Annotated in this window: 19 protein-coding genes; 4 read left to right on the forward strand and 15 right to left on the reverse strand. The window is 72.0% G+C overall.

From position 1 onward, the window contains the following. Positions 1-326: 326 nt before the first annotated feature. From J7I97_RS08580 to J7I97_RS08605, 6 genes are all read right to left on the reverse strand, one after another. Positions 327-2,516: a bifunctional diguanylate cyclase/phosphodiesterase gene (locus J7I97_RS08580; RefSeq protein WP_251058601.1), complete on the reverse strand. Its 2,190-nt coding sequence runs from the start codon at positions 2,514-2,516 to the stop codon at positions 327-329. A 387-nt stretch (positions 2,517-2,903) separates the two neighbouring features. Then, entirely contained in the window at positions 2,904-5,117 is a 2,214-nt protein-coding gene (gene ligA, locus J7I97_RS08585; RefSeq protein WP_214932408.1) for an NAD-dependent DNA ligase LigA, read from the reverse strand. A gap of 33 nt (positions 5,118-5,150) precedes the next feature. Continuing rightward, entirely contained in the window at positions 5,151-6,134 is a 984-nt protein-coding gene (locus J7I97_RS08590) for a methionine synthase (protein WP_214932410.1), read from the reverse strand. Then, positions 6,131-6,820 (reverse strand): SDR family oxidoreductase, encoded by a 690-nt coding sequence (locus J7I97_RS08595; protein ID WP_214932538.1) that lies wholly within the window; start codon positions 6,818-6,820, stop codon positions 6,131-6,133. The genes J7I97_RS08590 and J7I97_RS08595 overlap by 4 nt, the downstream gene beginning before the upstream one ends. Positions 6,821-7,035: 215 nt before the next feature. Next, the gene (locus tag J7I97_RS08600; RefSeq protein ID WP_214932412.1) at positions 7,036-7,380 is read right to left on the reverse strand and encodes a DUF1330 domain-containing protein; all 345 of its coding nucleotides are present in this window, start codon (positions 7,378-7,380) and stop codon (positions 7,036-7,038) included. 88 nt (positions 7,381-7,468) lie between these two features. Beyond that, the gene (locus J7I97_RS08605) at positions 7,469-8,443 is read right to left on the reverse strand and encodes a GlxA family transcriptional regulator (protein WP_214932414.1); all 975 of its coding nucleotides are present in this window, start codon (positions 8,441-8,443) and stop codon (positions 7,469-7,471) included. A gap of 143 nt (positions 8,444-8,586) precedes the next feature. Between J7I97_RS08605 and J7I97_RS08610 the strand changes: the two genes are divergently transcribed. Continuing rightward, entirely contained in the window at positions 8,587-9,525 is a 939-nt protein-coding gene (locus J7I97_RS08610) for an NADP-dependent oxidoreductase (protein WP_214932417.1), read from the forward strand. Between the two features lie 132 nt (positions 9,526-9,657). On the opposite strand, the gene mnmA is transcribed toward J7I97_RS08610, so the two are convergent. After that, positions 9,658-10,821, reverse strand: a complete 1,164-nt coding sequence (gene mnmA, locus J7I97_RS08615; protein WP_214932419.1) for a tRNA 2-thiouridine(34) synthase MnmA — start codon at positions 10,819-10,821, stop codon at positions 9,658-9,660. 68 nt (positions 10,822-10,889) lie between these two features. On the opposite strand from mnmA, the gene J7I97_RS08620 reads away from it, so the two are divergent. The 3 genes from J7I97_RS08620 to J7I97_RS08630 all read left to right on the forward strand — a co-directional run bounded on the left by J7I97_RS08620 (position 10,890) and on the right by J7I97_RS08630 (position 12,864). Then, positions 10,890-11,540 (forward strand): N-acetylmuramoyl-L-alanine amidase, encoded by a 651-nt coding sequence (locus tag J7I97_RS08620; RefSeq protein WP_214932422.1) that lies wholly within the window; start codon positions 10,890-10,892, stop codon positions 11,538-11,540. A 188-nt stretch (positions 11,541-11,728) separates the two neighbouring features. Further along, a complete protein-coding gene (locus tag J7I97_RS08625; RefSeq protein WP_214932424.1) occupies positions 11,729-11,974 on the forward strand; it encodes a hypothetical protein in 246 nt (81 codons plus the stop codon). Further along, positions 11,944-12,864: a hypothetical protein gene (locus J7I97_RS08630; protein ID WP_214932427.1), complete on the forward strand. Its 921-nt coding sequence runs from the start codon at positions 11,944-11,946 to the stop codon at positions 12,862-12,864. The genes J7I97_RS08625 and J7I97_RS08630 overlap by 31 nt, the downstream gene beginning before the upstream one ends. Positions 12,865-12,952: 88 nt before the next feature. Here J7I97_RS08630 and J7I97_RS08635 read toward each other — a convergent pair whose 3' ends face one another. The 8 genes from J7I97_RS08635 to J7I97_RS08670 form a co-directional block, all read right to left on the reverse strand. Beyond that, a complete protein-coding gene (locus J7I97_RS08635) occupies positions 12,953-14,116 on the reverse strand; it encodes a cysteine desulfurase family protein (protein WP_214932430.1) in 1,164 nt (387 codons plus the stop codon). A gap of 289 nt (positions 14,117-14,405) precedes the next feature. Beyond that, positions 14,406-15,317 (reverse strand): thioesterase family protein, encoded by a 912-nt coding sequence (locus J7I97_RS08640; protein WP_251058602.1) that lies wholly within the window; start codon positions 15,315-15,317, stop codon positions 14,406-14,408. A 46-nt stretch (positions 15,318-15,363) separates the two neighbouring features. Then, positions 15,364-16,020, reverse strand: coding sequence for a trimeric intracellular cation channel family protein (locus J7I97_RS08645; protein WP_214932432.1), 657 nt, complete (start codon positions 16,018-16,020; stop codon positions 15,364-15,366). Between the two features lie 757 nt (positions 16,021-16,777). Beyond that, positions 16,778-17,884 carry an ABC transporter ATP-binding protein gene (locus J7I97_RS08650; RefSeq protein WP_214932434.1) on the reverse strand — a complete coding sequence of 369 codons (1,107 nt, stop codon included), beginning with the start codon at positions 17,882-17,884 and terminating at the stop codon, positions 16,778-16,780. A gap of 14 nt (positions 17,885-17,898) precedes the next feature. After that, positions 17,899-19,044, reverse strand: coding sequence for an ABC transporter ATP-binding protein (locus tag J7I97_RS08655; protein ID WP_374195447.1), 1,146 nt, complete (start codon positions 19,042-19,044; stop codon positions 17,899-17,901). Next, entirely contained in the window at positions 19,041-20,039 is a 999-nt protein-coding gene (locus J7I97_RS08660; RefSeq protein ID WP_214932436.1) for an ABC transporter permease, read from the reverse strand. The genes J7I97_RS08655 and J7I97_RS08660 overlap by 4 nt, the downstream gene beginning before the upstream one ends. Positions 20,040-20,179: 140 nt before the next feature. Further along, a complete protein-coding gene (locus J7I97_RS08665) occupies positions 20,180-21,952 on the reverse strand; it encodes an ABC transporter substrate-binding protein (RefSeq protein ID WP_214932438.1) in 1,773 nt (590 codons plus the stop codon). A gap of 83 nt (positions 21,953-22,035) precedes the next feature. Beyond that, the gene (locus tag J7I97_RS08670; protein WP_214932440.1) at positions 22,036-23,031 is read right to left on the reverse strand and encodes an ABC transporter permease; all 996 of its coding nucleotides are present in this window, start codon (positions 23,029-23,031) and stop codon (positions 22,036-22,038) included. Positions 23,032-23,367 lie beyond the last annotated feature (336 nt).

A 23,367-nucleotide genomic window follows, 5' to 3' on the forward strand; every position in this document is an offset into this window, starting at 1 on the left:
CTGCCGGGCGGGTACCGCTGCGCAGGGCCTCCTCCCGGGCTCCGCCCGGACCCGCGCCTCAAACGCCGGCGAGGCTGAAATGGCGCGGCGCGCTGTCCGCCGCCCCGCCCCGGCTATTCCAGCCCCCGCCGGTCACAGTGCGGCCCGCCGGGCAGAATCCAGCCCCGCCGGCGTTTGAGGCGCTGGGGGTCCCCCCGGACGGAGTCTGGGGGAGGGTCCGGGGGGCGGCGCCCCCGGGAGCGGCGCGCCGCACGGTGCACTTCAGCCCCGCCGGCGATTGAGGCGCGGGGGCTGGGGCCGAGCCCCAGGAGGCCGGCCCGGATGGGCTAGGGCGCCGGGGTTTCGGCGGCGGCGGCCAGTTCCGCCGTGATGTCGGCCGGGCGGCGCCAGCCGCGCTCGCCGCGGGCCAGGAGCCACGCCGTGGCCTCCTGCGGAGGCATGGCGGCCGCGACCAGCCACCCCTGGACGGCGTCGCAGCCCAGGTCGCGCAGCCGCTCCCACGTCTCGTCGTCCTCCACGCCCTCCGCGACGACCAGCAGGCCCAGCGAGTGCGCCAGGTCCACCGTGCAGCGCACGATCTCCGCGTCCTGCGCGTCCACCGCCAGCCGCGCCACGAAAGAGCGGTCGATCTTCAGCTCGCTGACCGGGAGCCGGCGCAGGTGTACGAGGGAGGAGTAGCCGGTGCCGAAGTCGTCCAGGGACATCTTCACGCCGTGCCCGGTCAGGCCCGCCATCGTGTCCGCCGCCCGCTGGGGGTCCTCCAGCAGGACGTGTTCCGTTATCTCCAGCTGGAGCCCGCTCGCCGGCACCCCGTGCCGGGCCAGCCGCGCGGCCACCGCCCCCGCGAAGCCCGGCGTATGGACGTCCCGCGGCGACACGTTGACCGCGACCGGCACCTTCAGCCCCTGTGCCCGCCAGCGGGCCACCTGGGCGAGGGCCGTCTCCAGCACGTACTCCGTCAGGTGCGGCATCAGCCCCGAGGTCTCCGCGATGGCGATGAACTCGTCCGGCGAGACCCGGCCCCGTTCCGGATGCACCCACCGTACGAGCGCCTCCAACCCCGCCACCTGCCCGTCGAAGCGGACCTTCGGCTGGTAGTGGAGTTCCACTTCGCCCGCGTCCAGGGCCCGCCGGAGATCGCCGAGCAGGCCGAGCCGGTCGGGGGTGTTGCTGTCGCGCTTGGACTCGTACACCTCCACACCCGTGCGGTCCCGCTTCGCCTGGTACATGGCGACGTCGGCCCGCCGCAGCAGCCCCTCCGCGTCCAGCGCGTGGTCCGGGAAGACGGCCAGGCCCGCGCTCGCCTCCAGGACCAGCGTGAGCCCGTCCAGGTCCAGCGGGGAACTCAGCTCGGCGACCAGGTGCCGGGCGACCCGCTGCGCGCTCGTCGTGGAGTCCGCGACGGGCAGCAGCACCGCGAACTCGTCGCCCCCGAGCCGCGCCGCCTCCGCGTCCTCCGGCAGGGCGCGCCGCAGCCGGTCCGCGATCTGGAGCAGCAGCCGGTCCCCCGCCAAATGGCCCAGCGTGTCGTTCACCGCGCGGAAGCGGTCCAGATCGATCAACACAAGAGCTGACCGGGTGCCCAAACGTTCAGCCTCGTCCAGCGCGGTCCATGCGCGCTCCAGCAGCCACTGCCGGTTCGGTAGCCCGGTCAGCGGGTCCCGCAGCTGCTCCTCGGCGCGCGCCCGGGCGATCCACAGCGTGGAGTCCAGGGCGATCAGCGGTACGGCGAACAGCGGCAGCAGTACCGGCTGGGCGACGGCGACCACGCAGATCAGCGGTGCGATGCCGAGCAGCGCGACGGTTACTAAGGCCTGCCGGAGCAGGGCCGTACGGGCGATCGTGGGCAGCCCGCCGCCCCGCGGGGTCAGCGCCAGCCACAGCACGATCCGGGTGACCAGCAGGTAGGCCACGGCGACCAGGATCACCTCGGGAACCGCCCCGAACCCCCAGGTGGCCGGCGGCCAGGGTGACGCCACGGTCGGCGCGTCACCGAAAGCGGCGAGTACGAGGGCCCCCGCGCCGATGCCGAGGATGTCGACGGAGCCGTGCAGCAGCCCTTGCCGCCAGCGGTGCCGGCGGGCGGCCCCGACCAGCGAGACCACCGCCAGCGAGACGAGTCCGGCGGGCACCCACCCGTAGAGGAGGAGCACGCCGAGGGTGAGCGCGGCGCCCGATCCGGTGCCGCCCCACCAGCGGTCCCGGCCCAGCGCGACCAGGTGGCCGACGATGATGCCGGTGAGCAGGGCCAGCGCCCAGCCCACCGAGCCGCCGGGAAACAGGGCCTGACGGTCGGTCAGTGCGGCCACGATCCCGAACACGAGGACCACGGCGGACAGGCCCACGACGGCGAGGGGCAGCACGGTCTCGCGCCGTGATCCGCCCGCGCCCGCACCGGTGTCGAGCGGATGGGTGTCCGGCGTCCTGGAACCCAGGAAGCCGAGCCGGCCCGTCCGCATGGACGGGATCTCCCCGCCGAAATCAGGTGACGGGTCGGCGCTTTCGGTGGGTTTCATGCCCGTCCCTCTCACAGCCGGCGATGCCGATGTCACGTGATGGCCCCGATGTCATGCCATCACGACTGGAATCGACTCACGCAGCCGTGCACGACAGGCGCACCCCTCAACAGTAGGACGCGAGAGCTCCCAGGGGCAGTTGTCGGCGGCGGTTGCCCGAATGCGACCCAGCCATCCTCATCAGTACGGTATCCGCCGAACGGGTGAGTTTGGACATGGGCCCCCCAGTCACCCGTCCGATGATCCGACAGGTCACCGCCCTGCGAACAGCCTTGTACCAGCCGTTTACCACCGGCCTCCGCGCCAGGCGTGCGCCCGCCCGTTCGGCCGCACGCCACGCATCCGTTCGCCTTCGCTACTCCCCCTGAATGCCACGCATGTGGGTTACTACTCCGCTTTCGTGTCGCCGTCCACCGGGAGCGCCACCTCGCGCGCCGCGTCGGGGCCCTGCTCCAGCAGCACCGCGAAACCGGCGTCGTCGAGGATGGCGAGCTTCAGCTGTACGGCCTTGTCGTACTTGGAGCCCGGGTTGTCCCCGACCACGACGAACGACGTCTTCTTGGAGACGGAGCCGGTCACCTTGGCGCCCCGGCTCTGCAGGGCGTCCTTCGCGCCGTCCCGGGTGTGGCTCTGCAAAGTGCCGGTGACGACGACGGTGAGGCCCTCCAGCGGGCGCGGCCCCTCCGCCTCGCCGGAACCTTCCTCCTCCATCCGGACGCCGGCTTCCCGCCACTTGCGCAGGATTTCCTGGTGCCAGTCGACGGCGAACCACTCCTTGAGGGAGGCGGCGATGATCGCGCCGACCCCGTCGGTGGCGGCCAGCTCCTCCTCGGTGGCCTGCTCGATGCGCTCGATGGAACGGAACTCGCGGGCCAGCGCCTCCGCCGCGACCGGCCCGACGTGACGGATCGACAGGCCGTTGATGACGCGGGCGAGCGGGCGGTGCTTGGCGGCCGCGATGTTCTCCAGCATCGCCAGGGCGTTCTTCTTCGGCTCGCCCTTCTGGTTGGCGAAGACCGTGACGATCTTCTCCTCGCCCGTCTTCGGGTCCCGCTTGGGCAGGCCGCTGTCCTGGTCGAGGACGTACGCCTTGATGGGCAGCAGCTGCTCGATGGTCAGGTCGAAGAGGTCGCCCTCGTCGCGCAGCGGCGGCTCGGCCGGCTCCAGCGGGTTGGTGAGCGCGGCCGCGGCGACCGCGCCGAAGTTCTCGATGTCCAGGCTCTGCCGGCCGCCCAGGTAGAAGAGCCGCTCGCGCAACTGGGCGGGACAGGTCTGCCCGTTGGGGCAGCGGAGGTCGATGTCGCCCTCCTTCATCGGCCGCAGCGGGGTCCCGCACTCGGGGCACTCGGCCGGCATCACGAACTCCCGCTCGCTGCCGTCCCGTAGGTCCGCGACCGGGCCGAGGATCTCGGGGATGACATCGCCCGCCTTGCGCAGCACCACGGTGTCCCCGATGAGGACGCCCTTGGCCTTGACGACCTCCTGGTTGTGCAGGGTCGCGAACTCGACCTCCGACCCGGCCACCGTCACCGGCTCCACCTGGGCGTACGGGGTCACGCGCCCGGTACGGCCCACGCCGACCTTGATGTCGATCAGCTTGGTGTTGACCTCCTCCGGGGCGTACTTCCAGGCGATCGCCCAGCGCGGGGCGCGCGCCGTGGAGCCGAGCCGGCCCTGGAGCGGGATCTCGTCGAGCTTGACGACCACGCCGTCGATCTCGTGCTCCACCGAGTGCCGGTTCTCGCCGAAGTAGGAGATGAACTCGCGGACTTCGGCGAGCGAGGAGACCACCTTGTTGTGCCGGGCGGTCGGCAGGCCCCACTCGCGCAGCAGCCCGTACGCCTGCGAGAGGTGGTCGATGTCGAAGCCCTCGCGCGCGCCGATGCCGTGCACCACCATGTGCAGCGGGCGGGTGGCGGTGACCTTCGGGTCCTTCTGGCGCAGCGAACCGGCCGCCGCGTTGCGCGGGTTGGCGAACGGCTTGCTTTCCGCCTCGACGAGCCGGGCGTTGAGCTCCTCGAACTTCTCCATGGGGAAGAAGACCTCGCCGCGGATCTCCACCAGCGCCGGGATCCGGTCGCCCCCCAGGCGGTCCGGGATCTCGGCGATGGTGCGGACGTTGGGCGTGATGTCCTCGCCGGCGCGGCCGTCGCCGCGGGTGGCGGCACGGGTCAGCCGGCCGTTCTCATAGGTGAGGTTGACGGCGAGACCGTCCACCTTGAGCTCGCACAGGTAGTGGTAGTCGGAGGTGCCCGCGTCCCGGGCCACCCGCTCGGCCCAGGCGGCCAGTTCCTCGTCGTCGAAGGCGTTGTCGAGGGAGAGCATGCGCTCGCGGTGCTCGACGGAGGCGAAATCCGTCTCGTAGGCCCCGGCCACCTTCTGGGTGGGCGAATCGGGCGTACGCAGCTCCGGATACTGCTCCTCCAGCGCCTCCAGGGAGCGCAGCAGCTTGTCGAACTCGGCGTCGCTGACGACCGGCTGGTCGTTCACGTAGTACCGGAAGCGGTGCTCCTCGACCTGCTCGGCGAGCAGCGCGTGCTGCTCGCGCACCGCCGTCGGTACGGTCGTGCCGCCGTCGGCCTGCTTCTGTTCGGCTGCCATGCCGTGTCCTCCCGTGGCCCCGTCTTCAGTCCGTCACTCAGGGTTGTCGGCGAGCGACCTCGCCGCCCTGACGCAGTGCGCCTGCACCGCACGGGCGTAGGCGGGCGAAGCGCCCGCCAGACCGCACGAGGGAGTGACCACGACGGACTCCGCTAGAGTCCCCGGGGCCAGCCCCAGCCTGCGCCAAAGCTTCCTGACACCCATGACGCTACCGGCAGGGTCTGACAACGGGGTGTCGGTGCCGGGCACCACTCCGGCGAAGAGTTTCGCACCGCCTTCGATGGCCTCGCCGATGGCGTCGTCCTCGCGCTCGGTGAGCAAGGAGAAATCGAACGACACGCCCGCGGCCCCGGCCCGCCGCAGCAGCCCGAAGGGGACTTCGGGTGCGCAGGAGTGGACGATGACGTCCCCGTCGTGGACTGCGAACAGGTCGCGCAGGGTGCCCTCGACGATCTGCCGGTCGACGGCGCGGTACGTCCGGTACCCGCTCGCGGAGCGGACCCGGCCGAGCAGCACCGCGGTGAGCGACGGCTCGTCGTACTGGAGCACGATCTCGGCGCCCGGGATGCGCTTCTTCACATCGGCCAGGTGCTCGCGCACGCCCTCCGCGAGCGATCCGGCCAGGTCCCGGCAGGCGCCCGGGTCCTGGAGCATGGCTTCGCCGCCGTGCATCTCCAGGGAGGCGGCCAGGGTCCACGGCCCGACGGCCTGGACCTTGAGCTTGCCCCGGTAGCCCTGGGTGAACTCCTCCAGGGCGTCCAGGTCCTCGCCGAGCCAGGAGCGGGCACGCTTGCTGTCGCGGCCGGGGCGGTCGCTGATCCGCCAGCCGCTGGGCTCGACGTGGGCGTACATGTCGACGAGCAGCCCGAGGGACCGGCCGATCATGTCGGCGCCGGGTCCGCGGGCGGGGAGTTCCGCTAGGTACGGGAACTCCTCGAAGGAGCCCGTCACGGTCTTGGCAGCCTCGCGGGCGTCGCCGCCGGGCAAGGACCCGATTCCGGTGGCGCTCGCGGTCATCGGCCGGGCCTGACGCTCAGGTCGTTGACCTCGGCGTCGCGGGGCAGGTCGACGGCCATGACGATCGTCGTCGCCACCGACTCGGGGTCGATCCAGTCGGCGGGGTCGTACTCCTTGCCCTCCTGGGAGTGCACCTTGGCCTGCATGGGGCTGGCGGTGCGGCCCGGGTAGACGGAGGTGACCCGGATGCCGTTGCCCTTCTCCTCCTCACGGAGCGAGTCGGCGAGCGCCTTGAGCCCGTGCTTGGAGGCGGCGTACGCGCTCCAGTCCGCGTGGGCGTGCAGCCCGGCGCCGGAGTTCACGAAGACGATGCTCGCGTGCGAGGCGCGCAGGGTGGGGAGCAGCAGCCGGGTCACCTCGGCGGGGGCGATGAGGTTGACGTTGAGCTGCTGGTGCCAGGTCTTGGGGCGAAGGTCGCCGACGGGTCCGAGGTCCACGATGCCGGCGATGTGCAGGAGGGAGTCGATCCGCTCGGGGATGGCCTGCTTGGAGAACGCCCAGGACAGCCGGTCGGGGTCGGCGAGGTCGCCGACGAGTGCGCGGGACCCGGGGAACCGTTCGATGAGCTGCTTGCCGCGGGCGGCGTCGCGGGCGAGCAGGACGAGGTCGTCGCCGCGCGCGTGCAAGCGGGCCGCGACGGCGGCGCCGATGCCGGATCCGGCGCCGGTGATCAGGTGAGTAGCCATGCCGCCCATGCTCGCACCCCGGCCGTGGCCCCGGGTCACAGGCCGGGGCGGCAGCCGGGGGCGGGCGGCCGGGCGGGCGGCGGCCTCGCGGTACGCCGCCCCGATCGCGGCGCGGGCGGCGACGGTGCCGGGGTGGGCGGTGTTCAAGGTGCCCGGCGGCCCCGGTGGCCCGGTGGCCCGGTGGCCCGGTGGCCCGGTGGCCCGGTGGCCCGCGGTCAGAGCCCGGCGGCTGCGCGCAGGGCGGCGGCCGTCTTCGAGGCGTCGTAGTCGGCCGGGACGCCCTCGACCAGGACTACCTCTCCCGCGATGTGGTCGGTGCGCAGCGGAATGAGGGCCTGGTACGCGTCGGAGTCGTACCAGGCGCGGGCCTTCTCGATGTCCGGGAAGCCGATGATGACGACCGTGCCGGGCCAGGGGCCCTCCTTGACCTCGACCTGCTTGCCGTGGACCAGGAAGCAGCCACCGAAGGGGTCCATGGTGGCCTGGATCTCCTCGATGTAGCGGAGGATGTCCTCGTTCATCGTGTCGGGGCGGATGTGGCCGATGGCGTAAGCGGTCATGATGGTCTCCCCCTTCAACCGGCCCGCCAGTTCGGGCCGTTGACCAGATCCTGTCAGGCCACGACCTCGGGGGCGATTACTCCGGAGGTCACGCCAGGGCGGGGTTCTGCGGCTGGAAGGTGCGGCGGTAGGCGATCGGCGAGACCCCGAGGGCGGCCCGCATGTGCTGGCGCAGCGAGTTGGCCGAGCCGAAGCCCGCCCGGTGCGCGACCAGGTCGACCGGCAGATCGCTGGACTCCAGCAACTGGCGGGCGACCTCCAGGCGTTGACCGGTGAGCCACTGAACCGGGGTCATCCCGACCTCGTCGCGGAACCGCCGGGTGAAGGTGCGCAGGCTCATCCGGGCGTGGGCGGCCAGCTCGGCCAGCGCGATCGGCTCGGCGAGGCGCTCCAGGGCCCAGGCGCGGGTGGCGGTGGTGGTGGCCACGGTCGGCTCGGGGACGGGCCGGTCGATGTACTGGGCCTGCCCGCCGTCGCGCCAGGGCGGTACGACGCACAGCCGGGCCGCGCGGTTGGCGGCGGCGGTGCCGTGGTCCTGGCGGACCAGGTACAGGCAGAGGTCGACACCGGCGGCCACGCCGGCGGAGGTCAGGATGTCGCCGTCGTCGACGAACAGCACCTCCTCGTCGAGCCGGACGCGCGGGAAGGCCCGCTGGAACTCCGGCGCGTGCAGCCAGTGCGTGGTCGCGGGCCGGCCGTCGAGCAGGCCGGCGGCGGCGAGCACGTAGGAGCCGGTGCAGATCGACACGAGCCGGGTGCCGGGGCGGATCGCGGCGAGGGCGTCGACCAGCTTCTGCGGCAGGGGTGCGCCCTGTACGAGCTCGTCCATGGCGTGCGTGGGCGGAATGATCACGGTGTCGGCCGTGGCGAGCGCCTCGGGGCCCGCCGAGACCCCGACCGTGAAGCCCGCGTCGCTGGTCACGGGCTGCCCGTCGGCGGTGCAGACGGTCACCTCGTAGAGCCGGTCCCCGAGGTCGTCGACGGCGTTGCCGAAGACCCGGGACGGGATCCCGAGCTCGAACGGAGGGACGCCTTCCAGGGCGAGTACGGCAATTCGGTGCATGGCCAGATTCTGTCACATGGTGGCCGTCCGGCCAGCACCACGCGGGCCGGCGGGAGGCGAGGCTGGACACACATCAGCGCGTCAGCGCATCGACCAGTCAGCCCGGGCGCCGCCGGGGCGAGTGATGATCAGAGGAGACATCCATGCGTGCAGTCGTCGTCAGCCAGTGGGGCGGACCCGAGGTGCTCACCGAGACCGAGGTGGAACGGCCGGAACCGGGCGTGGGCGAGATCCTGGTACGGGTCCACGCGGCCGGGGTGAACCCGGTGGACTGGAAGACCCGCGCGAGCGGCGCCCTCATCCCCTGGGGCCCGGTCCCGGCGGTCGGCTGGGACGTCTCCGGCACGGTCGAGGTGGCCGGCCCCGGCGTGACCATGTTCCAGCCGGGCGACGAGGTCTTCGGGATGCCGCGCTTCCCGCACCAGGCCGGCGCCTACGCCGAGTACGTGACCGCGCCCGCCCGGCACTTCGTACGCAAGCCGGACGCCGTCGACCACGTACAGGCGGCCGCGCTGCCACTGGCGGCGCTGACCGCGTGGCAGGCGCTGGTGGACACGGCGGGGGTGCGGGCCGGGCAGCGGGTGCTGGTGCACGCCGCGGCGGGCGGGGTCGGCCACCTGGCCGTGCAGATCGCGAAGGCGCGGGGCGCGTACGTGATCGGCACCGCGAGCGCCGCGAAGCACGGGCTGCTGCGCGAGCTGGGAGCGGACGAGGTGATCGACTACCGGAGCACGGCCTTCGAGGAGGCGGTGTCGGACGTGGACATCGTGATCGACGCGATCGGCGGGGACTACGGGCAGCGCTCGCTGAAGGTCCTGAGGCCCGGCGGGCACCTGGTCACCCTCCCGGGCCCGGACGCCGTGCCGGCCGACGCGGACGGCGTCCACACGGGCTGGACGATCGTCGAGCCGGACTACCGGGGCCTGGTGGAGATCGCCGCGCTGGTCGCGGACGGCCGGGTACGCCCGGTGGTCGACACGGTGCTGCCCTTGGAGCAGGCCGCGAAGGCCCACGAAATCGGCGAACTGGGCCGCACCACGGGCAAGATCGTCCTGACGGTCACGGCCCCTGCCTCCGCCTGACACACCCCGGCACAATCCAGCCCCGCCGGCACAATCCAGCCCCGCCGGCACGACCCAGCCCCGCCGGCACAATCCAGCCCCGCCGGCGTTTGAGGCGCGGGGGCTCGGGGGCAGAGCCCCCGCAACGGCGGGTCAGACGGCGGCGGCGGTGGCCCGCGCGGTCGTGGCGATGGTGGCGGAGCCCACGACCCGCGTGCCGTTGTACAGCACGATCGCCTGCCCCGGGGCAACCCCTCGGACCGGCTCCGCGAAGCGCACCCGCAGCTCGCCGTCCACGACCTCCGCGAAGACCTCGGTCTCGCCCCCGTGGGCGCGCAGCTGGGCGGTGTACGTGCCCGGCGCGGCAGCCGTGGAACCACACCAGCGCGGCCGGATCGCGGTGAGGGCGGTGACGTCCAGCGCCTCGGCCGGGCCCACCGTGACGGTGTTGTTCACCGGGGAGATGTCGAGGACGTAGCGCGGCTTGCCGTCGGCGGCCGGGTGCCCGATCCGCAGGCCCTTGCGCTGGCCGATGGTGAAGCCGAAAGCGCCGTCGTGGCTGCCGATCTTCTCGCCGGTCGCCTCGTCGACGATGTCGCCCTCCGCCTTGCCCAGGCGGTTCGCGAGGAACCCCTGGGTGTCGCCGTCGGCGATGAAGCAGATGTCGTGGCTGTCGGGCTTCTTCGCGACGGCCAGCCCGCGCTCCTCGGCCTCCGCGCGGATCTCTTCCTTCGTCGTGAGGGTGTCGCCGAGCGGGAACAGCGCGTGGGCGAGCTGCTTCTCGTCGAGGACGCCGAGGACGTACGACTGGTCCTTGGCCATGTCGGAGGCGCGGTGCAGCTCGCGCGTACCGTCCTCGTTCAGCACGACGGTGGCGTAGTGCCCGGTGCAGACGGCGTCGAAGCCGAGGGCGAGGGCCTTGTCGAGCAGCGCCGCGAACTTGATCTTCTCGTTGCAGCGCAGGCAGGGGTTCGGGGTGCGCCCGGCCTCGTACTCGGCGATGAAGTCCTCGACGACGTCCTCACGGAAGCGCTCGGCGAGGTCCCAGACGTAGAAGGGGATGCCGATGACGTCGGCGGCGCGGCGGGCGTCGCGGGAGTCCTCGATGGTGCAGCAGCCGCGCGCGCCGGTCCGGAAGGACTGCGGGTTCGCGGAGAGCGCGAGGTGGACGCCGGTCACGTCGTGCCCGGCTTCGACGGCGCGGGCGGCGGCGACGGCGGAGTCCACGCCGCCGGACATGGCGGCCAGGACGCGAAGTGGGGGTCCCCCCAGCGCAGCGAGGGGGAGGCGGGCGGTGCGCGGCAGGTTCTCAGTCATAGCACCGTCCAGAGTACGGGGAACCGTGCGGGGTCACAGCGCGTTATCGGCTTCGGGGGGTGGATCGCATGGTGCGAGAGGGGAAGAAGGCGCCGGGCAGGACCCGCAGGGCGGTGTTGTTCGGCGGGCTCGGGATCTTCACGGTGGCGGCGATCGCCGGGCGCGATGAGATCGAGCGCGCCTGGTGGCTGGTGCCGGGAGTGTCCAAGCCGCGCGAGGAGGGCGCGCTGGACCACGCGGGCGCGAGCTGGACGGCGGCCTCGCCGGCGAACTGGCGGATGGCGGACCGGCCGGACGACTACCGGGTGGACCGGATCGTCGTGCATGTCACACAGGGCAGCTTCGCGTCCTCGGTGGACGCGTTCAAGAATCCGTGGCACAAGGCGTCGGCGCACTACATAGTCGGGCAGGACGGCCATGTCGAGCAGATGGTGCGCGAGCTCGACGTCGCCTTCCACTCGGGCAACCGCTCGATGAACGAGCGCAGCATAGGCATCGAGCACGAGGGCTTCGTGGACCGCCCGAAGGATTTCACGGACGCGATGTACGAGGCTTCGGCGCGGCTCGCGGCCGACATCTGCCGGAGGTACCGAATACCCGCCGACCGCACCCACATCCTGGGCCACTCCGAGGTCAAGGGCACCGACCACACGGACCCGGGCCCCCACTGGGACTGGAATCGGTATATCCGCATGGTCGGCGAAGCCCTAGCCTCGTGAGGCCCTGCCGCAACCAGGGCACCGGATGCGTGTGCTGGGCGTGGGGGATTCATGGTTGTGGCTGCGATCGGTGCCGTGCGGATGGCGTCCGCGAACAATGACCGGCTGAAGGACTGACCGAGCGGTACGAGGGGCTGAACGCCGCGGCGGAAGCCGAGACCGCGGCCCAGAAGTCAGCGCGGCGGTGGTTGTACGACGAGGCGCTGGTGCCGTTCCGGGACGGCTTCGAGCGGCTGAAGCGGGTCGACCTGGCCGAGCTGGCGGCGCTCGACGAAGCCCGGCTGCTGGAGAACGGGCTGGGCGGGGTGCGGGCGGAGGTCCGGCCGGACGGGGCCGCGGCGCTGGGCGCCGTAGGCGCGCTGGCGGGCGGATCGCCGCCGGGCCCGACGGGACCGGGCACTTCGTGGAGTACTCCGACGCCTGCGCACACCTGACGGACCGGATCGAGGCCGGCGGGGTGGCCAGTACCCCCCTCACCTACGGCCAGGCGCAGCGCGCGGCCGAGGACCCGGTGCGCTGGGTCCGGCGGGAGGTCCGCCGCGCGGCGGGCCGGGAGGCCGCGAGCGCTGCGGTCACCGGGGCGGCCTCGGCGGCGGTCCTCGGCGGGATCCGGGAGCTGGCCGTGCAGACGGCCCGGGTCCGGGCCGGCGAGACCTCCCCCGCGCTGGCGGTGGTCACCGGCACGGCGGCGACCGCCCGGGCGGCGCTGCGCTCCGGGGCACTGAGCGGCACGACGAGCCTGGTGCGCTCGGCGGCCCGGGCGGGGGCCCTGCCGAAGGTGCTCGGCGGCGGCACCCTCGCGGCCGCGACGGCGCAGGCGGCGTTCGAGGTCGGCGAGGCGGGGTTCGACCTGGCACGGGGTCATATCGACCCTGCTGCCTTCGCGGCCCGCAGTGCGGAGGCCGTCGGGGCGACGGCCCTGACCTGGTGTGCGGCGGCGGCCGGGCAGGCCCTGCTCCCCGTCCCGGTGCTCGGGGCGCTGCTGGGCGGGCTGGCCGGCCAAACGGTGGCGGCGCTGTTGGTGCAGGGGCTCCAGGCGGCGGTGACGGCGGCCCGCGCCGACGGCATGGACCCGGCCACGGTGGAGGCCGAGCTGCTGACGGCATCCCTGGCCGGCGGCCTGCTGGGCGCCGCCACGGACGGCCTGGTCGCGGACGACCCGGTCCACCCCCGCCTGGCCGGCATCCAGGACCTGCTCGGCGGCCCCGACCCCACCCAGGCCCTGGCCTCGCTGGCGGAGCTGACCGGACTGGTGGGCAGCCAGGAGCTCTTCGACCGCTGGATGCGGGAGGAGGAGCCCCTGGCCCTGGACCCGAACTGGTAACCGGTAACCGGCAACCGGCAACCGGCAACCGACCAGCCGACCAGCCGACCAGCCGACCAGCCGACCAGCCGGCAACGGATACCCGCGGCTAGCTGAGCCCTGCCGTACGGGCCCGCTCGACGGCCGGACCGATGGCGGCGGCCACGGCGGCGACGTCCTCCTTGGTGGAGGTGTGGCCGAGGGAGAAGCGCAGGGTGCCGCGGGCCAGCTGCGGGTCGGTGCCGGTGGCGAGGAGGACGTGGCTCGGCTGGGCCACGCCCGCGGTGCAGGCGGAGCCGGTGGAGCACTCGATCCCCTGGGCGTCCAGGAGCAGCAGCAGGGAGTCGCCCTCGCAGCCGGGGAAGCTGAAGTGGGCGTTGGCCGGGAGCCGGTCGGCGGGGTCTCCCCCGAGGATGGCGTCGGGCACTTCCCGGAGCACGGCGGCGACCAACTCGTCGCGCAGGGCGCCGACCTCGGCTGCGAACCGCTCGCGCCGCTCGGCGGCGAGTACGGCGGCCACCGCGAAGGCGGCGATGGCCGGGACGTCGAGGGTGCCGGAGCGGACGTGGCGCTCCTGGCCGCCGCCGTGCAGGACGGGTACGGGGCTCTGGTCGCGGCCCAGCAGCAGCGCGCCCATGCCGTACGGGCCGCCGATCTTGTGGCCGCTGATGGTCATGGCGGCGACGCCGCTGTCGCCGAAGCGGACGTCGAGCTGCCCGATGGCCTGGACGGCGTCAGAATGCAGGGGGATGCCGAACTCACGTGCGATGGCGGCCAGTTGACTGACCGGCATGACGGTGCCGATCTCGTTGTTGGCCCACATGACGGTGGCGAGGGCGATGTCGTCGGGGTTGCGTTCGACGGCTTCCCGGAAGGCCTCGGGGTGCACTCGGCCGTACCGGTCCACGGGCAGGTAGTCGACCTGCGCGCCCTCGTGGTCGGCGAGCCAGTGGACGGCGTCGAGGACGGCGTGGTGCTCGACGGGGCTGGCGAGGATCCGGGTCCGGACGGGGTCGTGGTCGCGGCGGGCCCAGTAGAGCCCCTTGACGGCGAGGTTGTCGGCCTCGGTGCCGCCGGCGGTGAAGACCACCTCGCTCGGGCGTGCGCCGAGCGCCTCGGCGAGGGCCTCGCGGGCCTCCTCGACGGTACGGCGGGCGCGGCGGCCGGCGGCGTGGAGGGAGGACGCGTTACCTGTGGCGGCGAACTGCGCGGTCATCGCCGCGGCGGCCTCCGGCAGCATCGGAGTGGTTGCGGCGTGGTCGAGGTAGGCCATGATCCCCCGATTCTACGAGCCCCCCACACCCCCAGCCCCCTCTGGGGCCCACCCCTGCCCAAACCCGCCCCCTGCACGGCCACGACCGCACCCCAACCCCACCTCCGCCCGCCAACACCGCGGACCGAACCCCCGCCCCGACACGGCCCCGGGGCCTCGCCCGACGCCCGCCCTGAAATCCAGCCCCGCCGGCGTTTGAGGCGCGGGGGTCCGGGGGCTGGCCCCCGGCGGCGGCCCAGCCGGAAGGGTCCGGGGGCGTGGCCCGGGGGCTGTGCCCCGGGGGGTGGGGTTAGCGCGGGGCGCGGGCCAGTTGGCGGGACTGGGCCACCAGGCGGTCCGCCGAGTCCCAGACCTCCGCGTCCTCCTCCAGGAAGCCCCCCGCCAGGTTCCGCGTGGTGATCGCGACCCGCAGCGGGCCCGGCGCCGGCCGGTGGCGGACGTGGGTGGTGAGTTCCACCGTCGGGGCCCACCCCACCAGGCCCAGGTCGAACGCGGTCGGCGGCAGCGCGTCCACCGCCAGCAGGATCGAGAGCGGGTCCGCGTCCCGCCCGTCGGCCAGCTCGAACCACGCCCGCATCTCGCCCTTCCCCGAGGGCGCGCCCACCGCCCAGCCCGCCGTCGCCGGGTCCAGCCGCAGCCGGAGCCGGTCCACGATCGCCGAGCTGCCGGGGATCGGGGCCGGGCCGGCCTCGGTGCCGAGGCAGTCCTCGTAGGCGGGGATGACCGGCGGCAGCGCCGTGGTGCGGACGTCGTCCGGGAGCGCGTCGAGGTCGCCGTACGACGCGAGGACCCGGATCCGCTCGATCTCGGCGCCGCTCTCGTCGTACTGGAAGAGGGAGGCCTGCCCGGTGGAGAGGTTGCGGCCGACGCGGACGACCTGCGTGCGGATCACGGCGGGGCCGGGCACCGAGGACGTCAGGTAGTGGGCCGAGACGGTGAAGGGGTCCGGGTGCGGCAGGGCCGCGGACAGGGCCCGGCCGACCAGGGCCAGCAGGTAGCCGCCGTTGACGGCGCTGATGATCGTCCAGCCGGCGGAGAGCTCCGCGTCGTACACCCCGGGCTCGCCCGCGCGCGGGGCGATGGAGGTGTCGCGGTCGAACTCGCTGTCGCCGATGGAGGCGGTTGCGGATACCGACGCGGATGCCGGTGCGGAGGCCGATGCCGGTGCGGAGGCCGGTGCCTGGGCTGCTGCGTGTGACATGAATCGACCGTACACCGCGAAGCTACTAAGCGGTAGCTTTCTCGGACTACGGCTCCTCGGCCACCGCGGACCGGCGGTTCCAGGCCAGCGGCGCGCGCCAGTGGTAGCGGATGGCGAGGATGCGGAGAACGAAGGTGGTGACGATGGCGAGGGCGGTGGTGAGGGGGTTGAGCACGTCGAGGCCGATGAACACGGCCACCATCGAGGCGCCGACGATGGCGGGCACGGCGTACATCTCGCGGTCGCGGAGGAGGGACGGTACCTCGTTGACGAGTACGTCGCGCAGGACGCCGCCGCCGACGGCGGTGGCCAGCCCGAGCGCGGCGGACGCGGTGAGGCCGAGGCCGTACTCGTAGGCCTTGGTCGTGCCCGTGACGCAGAACAGGCCGAGGCCGGCGGCGTCGAAGACGTTGATGGCGCGGTTGATCCGCTGGACCTCGGGGTGGAGGAAGAAGACGATCGCAGCGGCGATCAGGGGGGTGACGAAGAAGCTGAGCTCGCCGAAGGCGGCGGGCGGGACGGCGCCGATGACGAGGTCGCGGAAGAGGCCGCCGCCGAGGGCGGTGACGAGGGCGAGGACGGCGATGCCGAAGACGTCGAAGTTCTTGCGCACGGCGAGCAGGGCGCCCGCGGTGGCGAAGACAAAAATGCCCGCGAGGTCCAGGGCGTGCTGGATGCCGGGCGGGAAGAGATCGTGGAGCACGCCCCCATTCTGCCGGTACGCCTGGCGGCTGGCCTTACCGCCAACCCACCGGCCCGCCCTGGCCGAGCCCCTGGGGGGTCCACCGGCTGGGATCCCGCGGCCGCAGGCGACGGCGATACGACGGTCCTGGGCGGACGGGGGCCTTACGACCCAGGCTGGCCGGGCCTTGCGGGCCCACCAGCCCCGGGCTGGCCGAGACTTGCGGGCGCGCGGTCCCGGCTGGCAGAGCCCCCCAAGGGCCAGGGCGGCTGGGACCCCGCGGCCGTAGGCAACGGCGGTACCGCGGTCCCGGGCTAGCGGGTCCTTGCGGGCTCGGGAGCCCGGGCTGGCAAAGACTTGCAGGCCTGCGGGCCCGGGCTGGCCGGGCTGGCCGGGCTGGGCGGGCCTTGCGGTATCGCGAGCTCGGGCTGGCAGGTACTTGCAGGCCTGCGGGCCCGGGCTGGCCGGGCCTTATGGGCCCACGAGCGCGGGCCAGCCGGGGCTTGCAGGCCCCCGAGCCCGGGCTGGCCGAGCCCCGGGGGCCAGGGCGGCTGGGATCCCACGGCCGCAGGCAACGGCAGTACCGGGTCCCGGTCGGGGCGGGGCCCTGCGGGCCCGCGGTCCCGGCCGGGCCTTGCCGGCCCGCGAACCCAGGCCGGCTGGGCCCGCGGGCACGCCGGCGGGGGCGAGCCCCGGGCCCGGGCCGGGCGGGCCGCCGCCCGCCCGGCCCGGAGCGCGGGCGGGACCGTACAGCGGAGCGGTGGTGGCCGGGCGCCCGTTACGGCGTCGGGGTGTCCACCGCTGACGGGGCGCCCGGGAGGGCTGGGTCGCCTGGGGCCTGGTCCGGGGCGTTTTCCGGGTGGTGGCAGGCCACCTGGTGACCCGTCTTCAGGGCCAGCAGCGGCGGCTCCTGCTTCGCGCAGAGCTCCGTCGCCTTCCAGCACCGCGTGTGGAAGCGGCAGCCGCTCGGCGGGGAGATCGGCGACGGGACATCGCCCTTGAGGAGGATGCGGCCGCTCTTCACCCCGCGCCGCCGCGGGTCCGGCACCGGCACCGCCGACATCAGCGCCGTCGTGTACGGGTGCATCGGCGCCTCGTACAGCGACTTGCGGTCCGCCAGTTCCACGATCTTGCCGAGGTACATCACCGCGATGCGGTCCGAGACGTGCCGGATGACCGACAGATCGTGCGCGATGATCACGTAGGTGAGGCCGAGCTCCTCCTGGAGGTCGTCCAGCAGGTTGACCACCTGGGCCTGGATGGAGACGTCCAGCGCCGAGACCGGCTCGTCCGCGACCACCAGCTTCGGCTTCAGGGCCAGGGCCCGGGCGATGCCGATGCGCTGCCGCTGGCCGCCCGAGAACTCGTGCGGGTAGCGGTTGTAGTGCTCGGGGTTGAGGCCCACGAGGGAGAGGAGGCGCTGGACCTCCGCCTTCAGGCCGCCCTCCGGGGTGACCCCCTGGAGCTTGAACGGCGCGCTCACGATGGTGCCCACCGTGTGGCGCGGGTTCAGCGAGCCGTACGGGTCCTGGAAGATCATCTGCACATCGCGGCGCAGCGGCCGCATGCCCGCCACCCCGAGGTGCGTGATGTCCTTGCCCTCGAACTCGATCGTGCCGCCGGTCGGTTCCAGCAGGCGGGTGATCAGACGGCCCATGGTCGACTTGCCGCAGCCGGACTCGCCGACGATGCCGAGGGTCTCACCGCGCCGGACGTCGAAGTCGATGCCGTCGACGGCCTTGACCGCGCCGGCCTGGCGCCGCAGCACCCCCTTGTAGATCGGGAAGTGCTTGACCAGCCCGGTCACCTTGAGCAGCGGCTCGGGCGAGTCCACCGCCTGCGCGGGGACAGCGGCCGCGGAAGTGGCCGCGTCCGGTTTCTGCATGTCGGGCTTCTCGCTCACAGCTTCGGCGCAATCTCTTCGGTCCAGATCCGGGTCCGCTCCTCCTGCGACATGTGGCAGGCGGACCAGTGGCGGCTGCCGTCTTCCTCCGTGAGCTCGGGCCGCACCGTGCGGGTGACGTTCCCCTTGGGGACGTCCGCGTACGGGCAGCGCGGGTTGAAGGCACAGCCGCTGGGGATGTTGATGAGGCTGGGCGGCGAGCCCTTGACCGGGATGAGGCGCTCGGTCTGCTCGCGGTCGATGCGCGGCATCGACCCCAGCAGGCCCCAGGTGTAGGGGTGCCGGGGCTCGTAGAACACCTTCTCGGCGGTGCCCCGCTCCACGCACCGGCCGCCGTACATCACGAGCAGTTCGTCGGCCATCTCGGCGACCACGCCCAGGTCGTGCGTGATCATGATGACCGCGGAGCCGAACTCCTGCTGGAGGTCGCGGATCAGGTCGAGGATCTGCGCCTGGACGGTGACGTCCAGGGCGGTGGTCGGCTCGTCCGCGATGAGCAGCTCGGGGTTGTTGACCAGCGCCATCGCGATCATCGCGCGCTGGCGCATGCCGCCGGAGAACTCGTGCGGGTGGCTGTCGACCCGCTTGTGCGGCTCCGGGATGCCGACGCGGTCGAGGAGCTCGATCGCCCGCTTGCGGGCGGTCTTCTTGTCGACCTTGTTGTGGACCCGGTACGCCTCGGCGATCTGCTTGCCGACGGTGAAGTACGGGTGCATCGCGGACAGCGGGTCCTGGAAGATCATCGCGATCTCCCGGCCGCGCAGCTTGCGCACCTCGTCCTCGTCGGCGGAGAGCAGTTCCCTGCCGTTGAGCCAGATCTCGCCGGAGATCCGGGCCCGCTGGCGGCCGTACTGGCCGACCCGGTGCAGGCCCATGATGCCGAGCGAGGTGACCGACTTGCCGGAGCCGGACTCGCCCACGATGCCGAGGGTCTTGCCCTTCTCCAGGCTGAAGGTGAGCCCGTCGACGGACTTGACCAGGCCGTCCTCGGTCGGGAAGTGCACCTTGAGGTCGCGGACTTCCAGGAAGGCCGTGGGGGGCACCGAGGCCCCGCCGACGGGCTCGTTCAGGGCGCCCTCGGCGAGCGTCACGCCCGATGCGCCCGTCCCGCCCGTCGCCTCGCCCTTGGTCAGATCGGTCATGACAGCCTCACTCGGGGATCGATCACCGCGTACAAGAGGTCGACGAGGAGGTTCGCCGCGACCACGAAGAAGGCGGCGATCAGGGTGATGCCCAGGATGACCGGCAGGTCGTGTTCGCTGATCGCGCGGACCGCGTTGTAGCCGAGCCCGTGCAGCGAGAACGTGTACTCGGTCAGCACCGCGCCGCCCATCAGGGCACCGAGGTCCAGGCCCAGGACGGTCAGGATCGGCGTCATGGTCGAGCGCATCGCGTGCTTGCCGATGACGACGGGTTCCGTCAGCCCCTTGGCGCGGGCGGTGCGGATGTAGTCCTCGTTGAGGACTTCGAGCATGGTCGCGCGGGTGAGCCTCGCGTACATCGCCGCGTAGAGGAAGGCGAGCGAGACCCACGGCAGGATCATGCCGTTGAACCACTTGCCCGGGTCGGCGGCGAACGTCGCCTCCGGCCGCCCGAACCATCCGAGCTGGTCGGAGAACAGGGCGATGAAGAGCATGCCCGTGAAGTAGATGGGGAGGGAGACGCCGGCCAGGGCGACGCCCATCGCCGAGCGGTCCAGGACGGTGCCGCGCTTGAGGGCGGAGATGACGCCGGTGGCGACACCGCCGATGACCCAGAGCACGACCGCGCCCGCGGCCAGCGAGAGGGTGACCGGGAGCCAGTCCAGCAGCAGCGGCCACACCTCCTGCTCGGTCTTGAAGGAGTAGCCGAAGCAAGGCGCGGCGCATTGCGTGACGTCGGAGCCGTTGGCGTACGTGCGACCCGCCACCAGCCCGACGACGAACTTGCCGAACTGGACGATGATCGGGTCGTCGAGACCCATCTTCTGCCGGATGCCTTCGATGGCGGCGGGGTCGGACTGCTTTCCGACGAAGTAGAGCGCCGGGTCCGTCCCGATCATCTTCGGGAAGAGGAAGAAGATTCCGAAGGTCACCAGCGTGATGACCAACAGCATGACGATGACGGCGAAGAACCGTCGGATGAGATATGCAAGCACTGCGCTCGGCCTGGCTGCGGCCCGGGGGCGCCCTCTTCTGGAGAGCGCCCCCAGGCCGGAACCGCGGCCATCACCTGCCCTTCGTGCCTAGCGGGTGTGGCACTGGAACTGATACTGGCGAACTGGTTCTGGCGGTGGGGCTACTTGGTGACGCCGAGGGAGGCGTAGTCGTAGCGGCCGTTGTAGGCGTCGGTGGTGTAGGCGTTCGTCAGCCGGGTGCTGCGCCAGGTGATGGTCTTGTCGTAGACGAAGGGCAGGTAGACCGCGGCCTCGGAGACCTTCTGGTTCATCTGCTTGTAGATGTCGCCGGCCTTGGCCGGGTCCGTCTCCGCGATGGCCTGGTCGAACAGCGTGTTGATCGCCGGGTCGTTCAGCTCGGAGAAGTTGTTGTTACCGCTCTGCAGGATGAAGCGGCCGTCGACCAGCGGCTGGGAGAAGCCCTGCCCGGTCGGGAAGTCGGCGCCCCAGCCCATGATGATGATGCCGTAGCCCTTCTCCTTGACGACCTTCGGCGAGCCGATGATCCCGGAGGTCTGGGCGCCGTCGAACTGGTCGACGTCGGCCTCGATGCCGACCTGCTTCAGGGCGTTCTGCAGCGACACGGCCGTCGCGACCTCGACCGGCTTGTTGTTGCGGACCGCGATGGTGGTCTTGAAGCCTTCCGGCTTGCCACACGCCTTGAGGGCCTCCTTGGCCTTCTCGACGTTCGGCTTGCCGTCGTTCTTCAGGACCTCGTACGGGTCGTAGGAGCCGTCGGAGCCCTTGATGCCCAGCGGGAGCATGTTGGGGGCGATGTCGCCACCGGCCTGCGGGCCGCCGCGGGCGGTCTGCAGGGACTTCTTGTCGGCGGCGTAGATGACGGCCTTGCGGCAGTCGATGTTGTCGAACGGGGCGACCGTCTGTGGGAAGGTCGCGTAGCGGATGAAGCCGGTCTGGCCGTTGTCCAGGTTGGCCTTGTGCTCCTTCAGCGCGGTGGAGCGGGCCGCCTGGCCGATGCCGGTCGCGTTGATGTCGAGGTCGAATTCGCCGTTCATCAGACGCTTGTCCATGTCGTCCGCGTTCGCCATGAACGTGACCGAGATGGAGTCCGGGAGCGCCTTGCGGATCGTGTCCGACTCGGGCTTCCAGTTCGCGTTGCGCGAGAGCTTCATGCTCTTGTTGGGCTCGTACGAGTCGATCTTGTACGGGCCGCTGGAGAAGGGCTTCAGGCCGTACTTGGCCGCGGTGTCCTTGTCCTGCTTGACCGGGCTCGCCGCCGGCATGGCCAGCATCTGCTCGAAGTCGCCGTTGGGCTGCGGGAGCTTGAAGACGATGGTCTTCGCGTCCGGGGTCTCGATCGCCTTGAGGCCGAGCTTGTCCGCGCTGGTGTCCTTGTACGGACCCGGGTACTCGGTCTTCGGGTCGAGGACCTGCATCAGGTAGACCGGGCCGCCGGAGATGACGTCCTGGGCCCAGGTGCGCTCGATGCCGTACTTGATGTCCTGGGCGGTGATGGGCGTGCCATCCTCCCAGGTCACGTTGTCCTTGAGGGTGTACTTGTACGTCTTGCCGCCGTCGCTGATCTCGGCCTTGGCCGTGGCGAGGTCGGGGACGAGCTCGGTGCTCTCGGCGCCGGGGGCGGCCTTGAAGCTCACCAGCTGGCGGGTGTAGTAGCGCGAGAAGTCCCACATGAAGCCGTAGTAACCGCGCTGCGGGTCCCACGAGTCGGCTTCCTGGGTACCGACGAACTTGAGCTCGCCGCCCTTCTTGTCCGACGCGTTGGAGACCTTGCCTATACCGGCGTTGAAGCCGCCGCCGGAGGCCTTGTCGTCCTTCTTGTCGCCGCCGCCACAGGCGGTCGCGGTCAGCATGGCCGCGAGCACGACGGCCGTGCCAGCGGCAAGTCTGCGCTTCGACGTGCGATGGGTAGTCACGATGCTCGCAACCCTCCGTTGTAGTTCCGGCTTCGAAGCCGAGATCCGGTTTGCCTTGCGGTCTTGCCTGCGGTGGTTCCCGGCTAGCGGGAGCCCTTCGGGTCGAGGGCGTCGCGGACGCCGTCGCCGAAGAGGTTGAAGGCCAGCACGGTGATGAAGATCGCCACGCCGGGGAAGATCATGAAGAGCGGATCGTCCTCATAGGTCCGCACGGCCGTCGAGAGGGTCTCGCCCCAGGACGGCGTGGGCGGCTTGACGCCGACTCCGAGGAAGCTCAGCGCGGCCTCGGTCAGCACGTTGGTGGGGATCATCAGCGTCGTGTAGACGGTGATGGGCGCCACCAGGTTCGGGAGCAGCTCGCGGAAGAGGATGTACATCCGGCCCGCGCCCAGGCTGCGCGCCGCTTCGACGTACTCCCGCTCGCGCAGCGACAGGGTCTGCCCGCGGACGATGCGGCCGATGTACGGCCAGCCGAAGAAGCCGATGACCAGGACCAGTACGGCGATCCGCAGGCCCGAGCCCTCGAAGCCCCACAGCTTGCTGGGGATCACGGAGATCAGCGCGATGATGAACAGCAACTGCGGGAAGGCCAGCAGCAGGTCCATCACGCGGCTGATCGCGGCGTCGACCCAGCCGCCGAAGTAGCCGGCGATGATGCCGAAGACGGTGCCGAGCGATACCGCCACGAAGGCGGACAGGAAGGCCACCAGCAGCGAGATGCGGGCGCCGTAGACGATCCGGCTGAAGACGTCGCGGCCGTTGACCGGCTCGATGCCCAGCAGGAAGTCCCCGTTCATGCCGCCCCAGTCACCGGTCGGGAGGCCGAGGAGCGGGTCCAGCAGGTCCTCGTGCAGCTCCTCCGGCGGGTGGCCGAAGGCCGCGACGATCAGCGGCGCGAAGATCGCGACGAGGATCAGCAGGAGCACGATCACACCGCCGGCGAGCGCGACCTTGTCGCGCTTGAGCCGGGACCAGGCGATCTTCCACGGTGAGCGCCCCTCGATCGCCTTCTGCGGGATGTCGGGGGCGGGGGCGGCTGTGGGCTCGGCCGCGCCGGTGTCGTGCAGTGGTGCCGTCATCGTGGTGGGGACCCCTCTCGGCCGACGGTGGCCGGCCCATGCCCGCCGCTGTGGCGGCTTGTTTCACATAGGTGTCGCTGATGGTGCGATTGGCGCGAATTGTGCCTGAAGTGCACGTGAAGAGCCGGTGATTGTGGGATTGACCGGCCTTCGGTGGGGGGAGTCTTCAACGGCCCCGCGATCGCCCGCCAGACCTGCCGGTGATGTGATGCGCAACCGTGATCTGCCCCGACACCTTCCGTTATCCGGAGAACGGGGTCGGTTGAGCGGTGCAACGTGCCCCGTTCTGGCGCGGAACGGACATCAGGCCCAACTGGCATTTCGTGCCTGGTCATT

The organism is Streptomyces sp. ISL-87, from assembly GCF_018614095.1.
Taxonomy (GTDB): Bacteria; Actinomycetota; Actinomycetes; order Streptomycetales; family Streptomycetaceae; genus Streptomyces.

What these genes read in the sequence shown, in the direction of transcription:
- J7I97_RS08580 (WP_251058601.1), bottom strand. Translation starts at nt 2,516, where the DNA reads ATGAAACCCACCGAAAGCGCCGACCCGTCACCTGATTTCGGCGGGGAG.
- ligA (WP_214932408.1), bottom strand. Translation starts at nt 5,117, where the DNA reads ATGGCAGCCGAACAGAAGCAGGCCGACGGCGGCACGACCGTACCGACG.
- J7I97_RS08590 (WP_214932410.1), bottom strand. Translation starts at nt 6,134, where the DNA reads ATGACCGCGAGCGCCACCGGAATCGGGTCCTTGCCCGGCGGCGACGCC.
- J7I97_RS08595 (WP_214932538.1), bottom strand. Translation starts at nt 6,820, where the DNA reads ATGGCTACTCACCTGATCACCGGCGCCGGATCCGGCATCGGCGCCGCC.
- J7I97_RS08600 (WP_214932412.1), bottom strand. Translation starts at nt 7,380, where the DNA reads ATGACCGCTTACGCCATCGGCCACATCCGCCCCGACACGATGAACGAG.
- J7I97_RS08605 (WP_214932414.1), bottom strand. Translation starts at nt 8,443, where the DNA reads ATGCACCGAATTGCCGTACTCGCCCTGGAAGGCGTCCCTCCGTTCGAG.
- J7I97_RS08610 (WP_214932417.1), top strand. Translation starts at nt 8,587, where the DNA reads ATGCGTGCAGTCGTCGTCAGCCAGTGGGGCGGACCCGAGGTGCTCACC.
- mnmA (WP_214932419.1), bottom strand. Translation starts at nt 10,821, where the DNA reads ATGACTGAGAACCTGCCGCGCACCGCCCGCCTCCCCCTCGCTGCGCTG.
- J7I97_RS08620 (WP_214932422.1), top strand. Translation starts at nt 10,890, where the DNA reads ATGGTGCGAGAGGGGAAGAAGGCGCCGGGCAGGACCCGCAGGGCGGTG.
- J7I97_RS08635 (WP_214932430.1), bottom strand. Translation starts at nt 14,116, where the DNA reads ATGGCCTACCTCGACCACGCCGCAACCACTCCGATGCTGCCGGAGGCC.
- J7I97_RS08640 (WP_251058602.1), bottom strand. Translation starts at nt 15,317, where the DNA reads ATGTCACACGCAGCAGCCCAGGCACCGGCCTCCGCACCGGCATCGGCC.
- J7I97_RS08650 (WP_214932434.1), bottom strand. Translation starts at nt 17,884, where the DNA reads ATGCAGAAACCGGACGCGGCCACTTCCGCGGCCGCTGTCCCCGCGCAG.
- J7I97_RS08655 (WP_374195447.1), bottom strand. Translation starts at nt 19,044, where the DNA reads ATGACCGATCTGACCAAGGGCGAGGCGACGGGCGGGACGGGCGCATCG.
- J7I97_RS08670 (WP_214932440.1), bottom strand. Translation starts at nt 23,031, where the DNA reads ATGACGGCACCACTGCACGACACCGGCGCGGCCGAGCCCACAGCCGCC.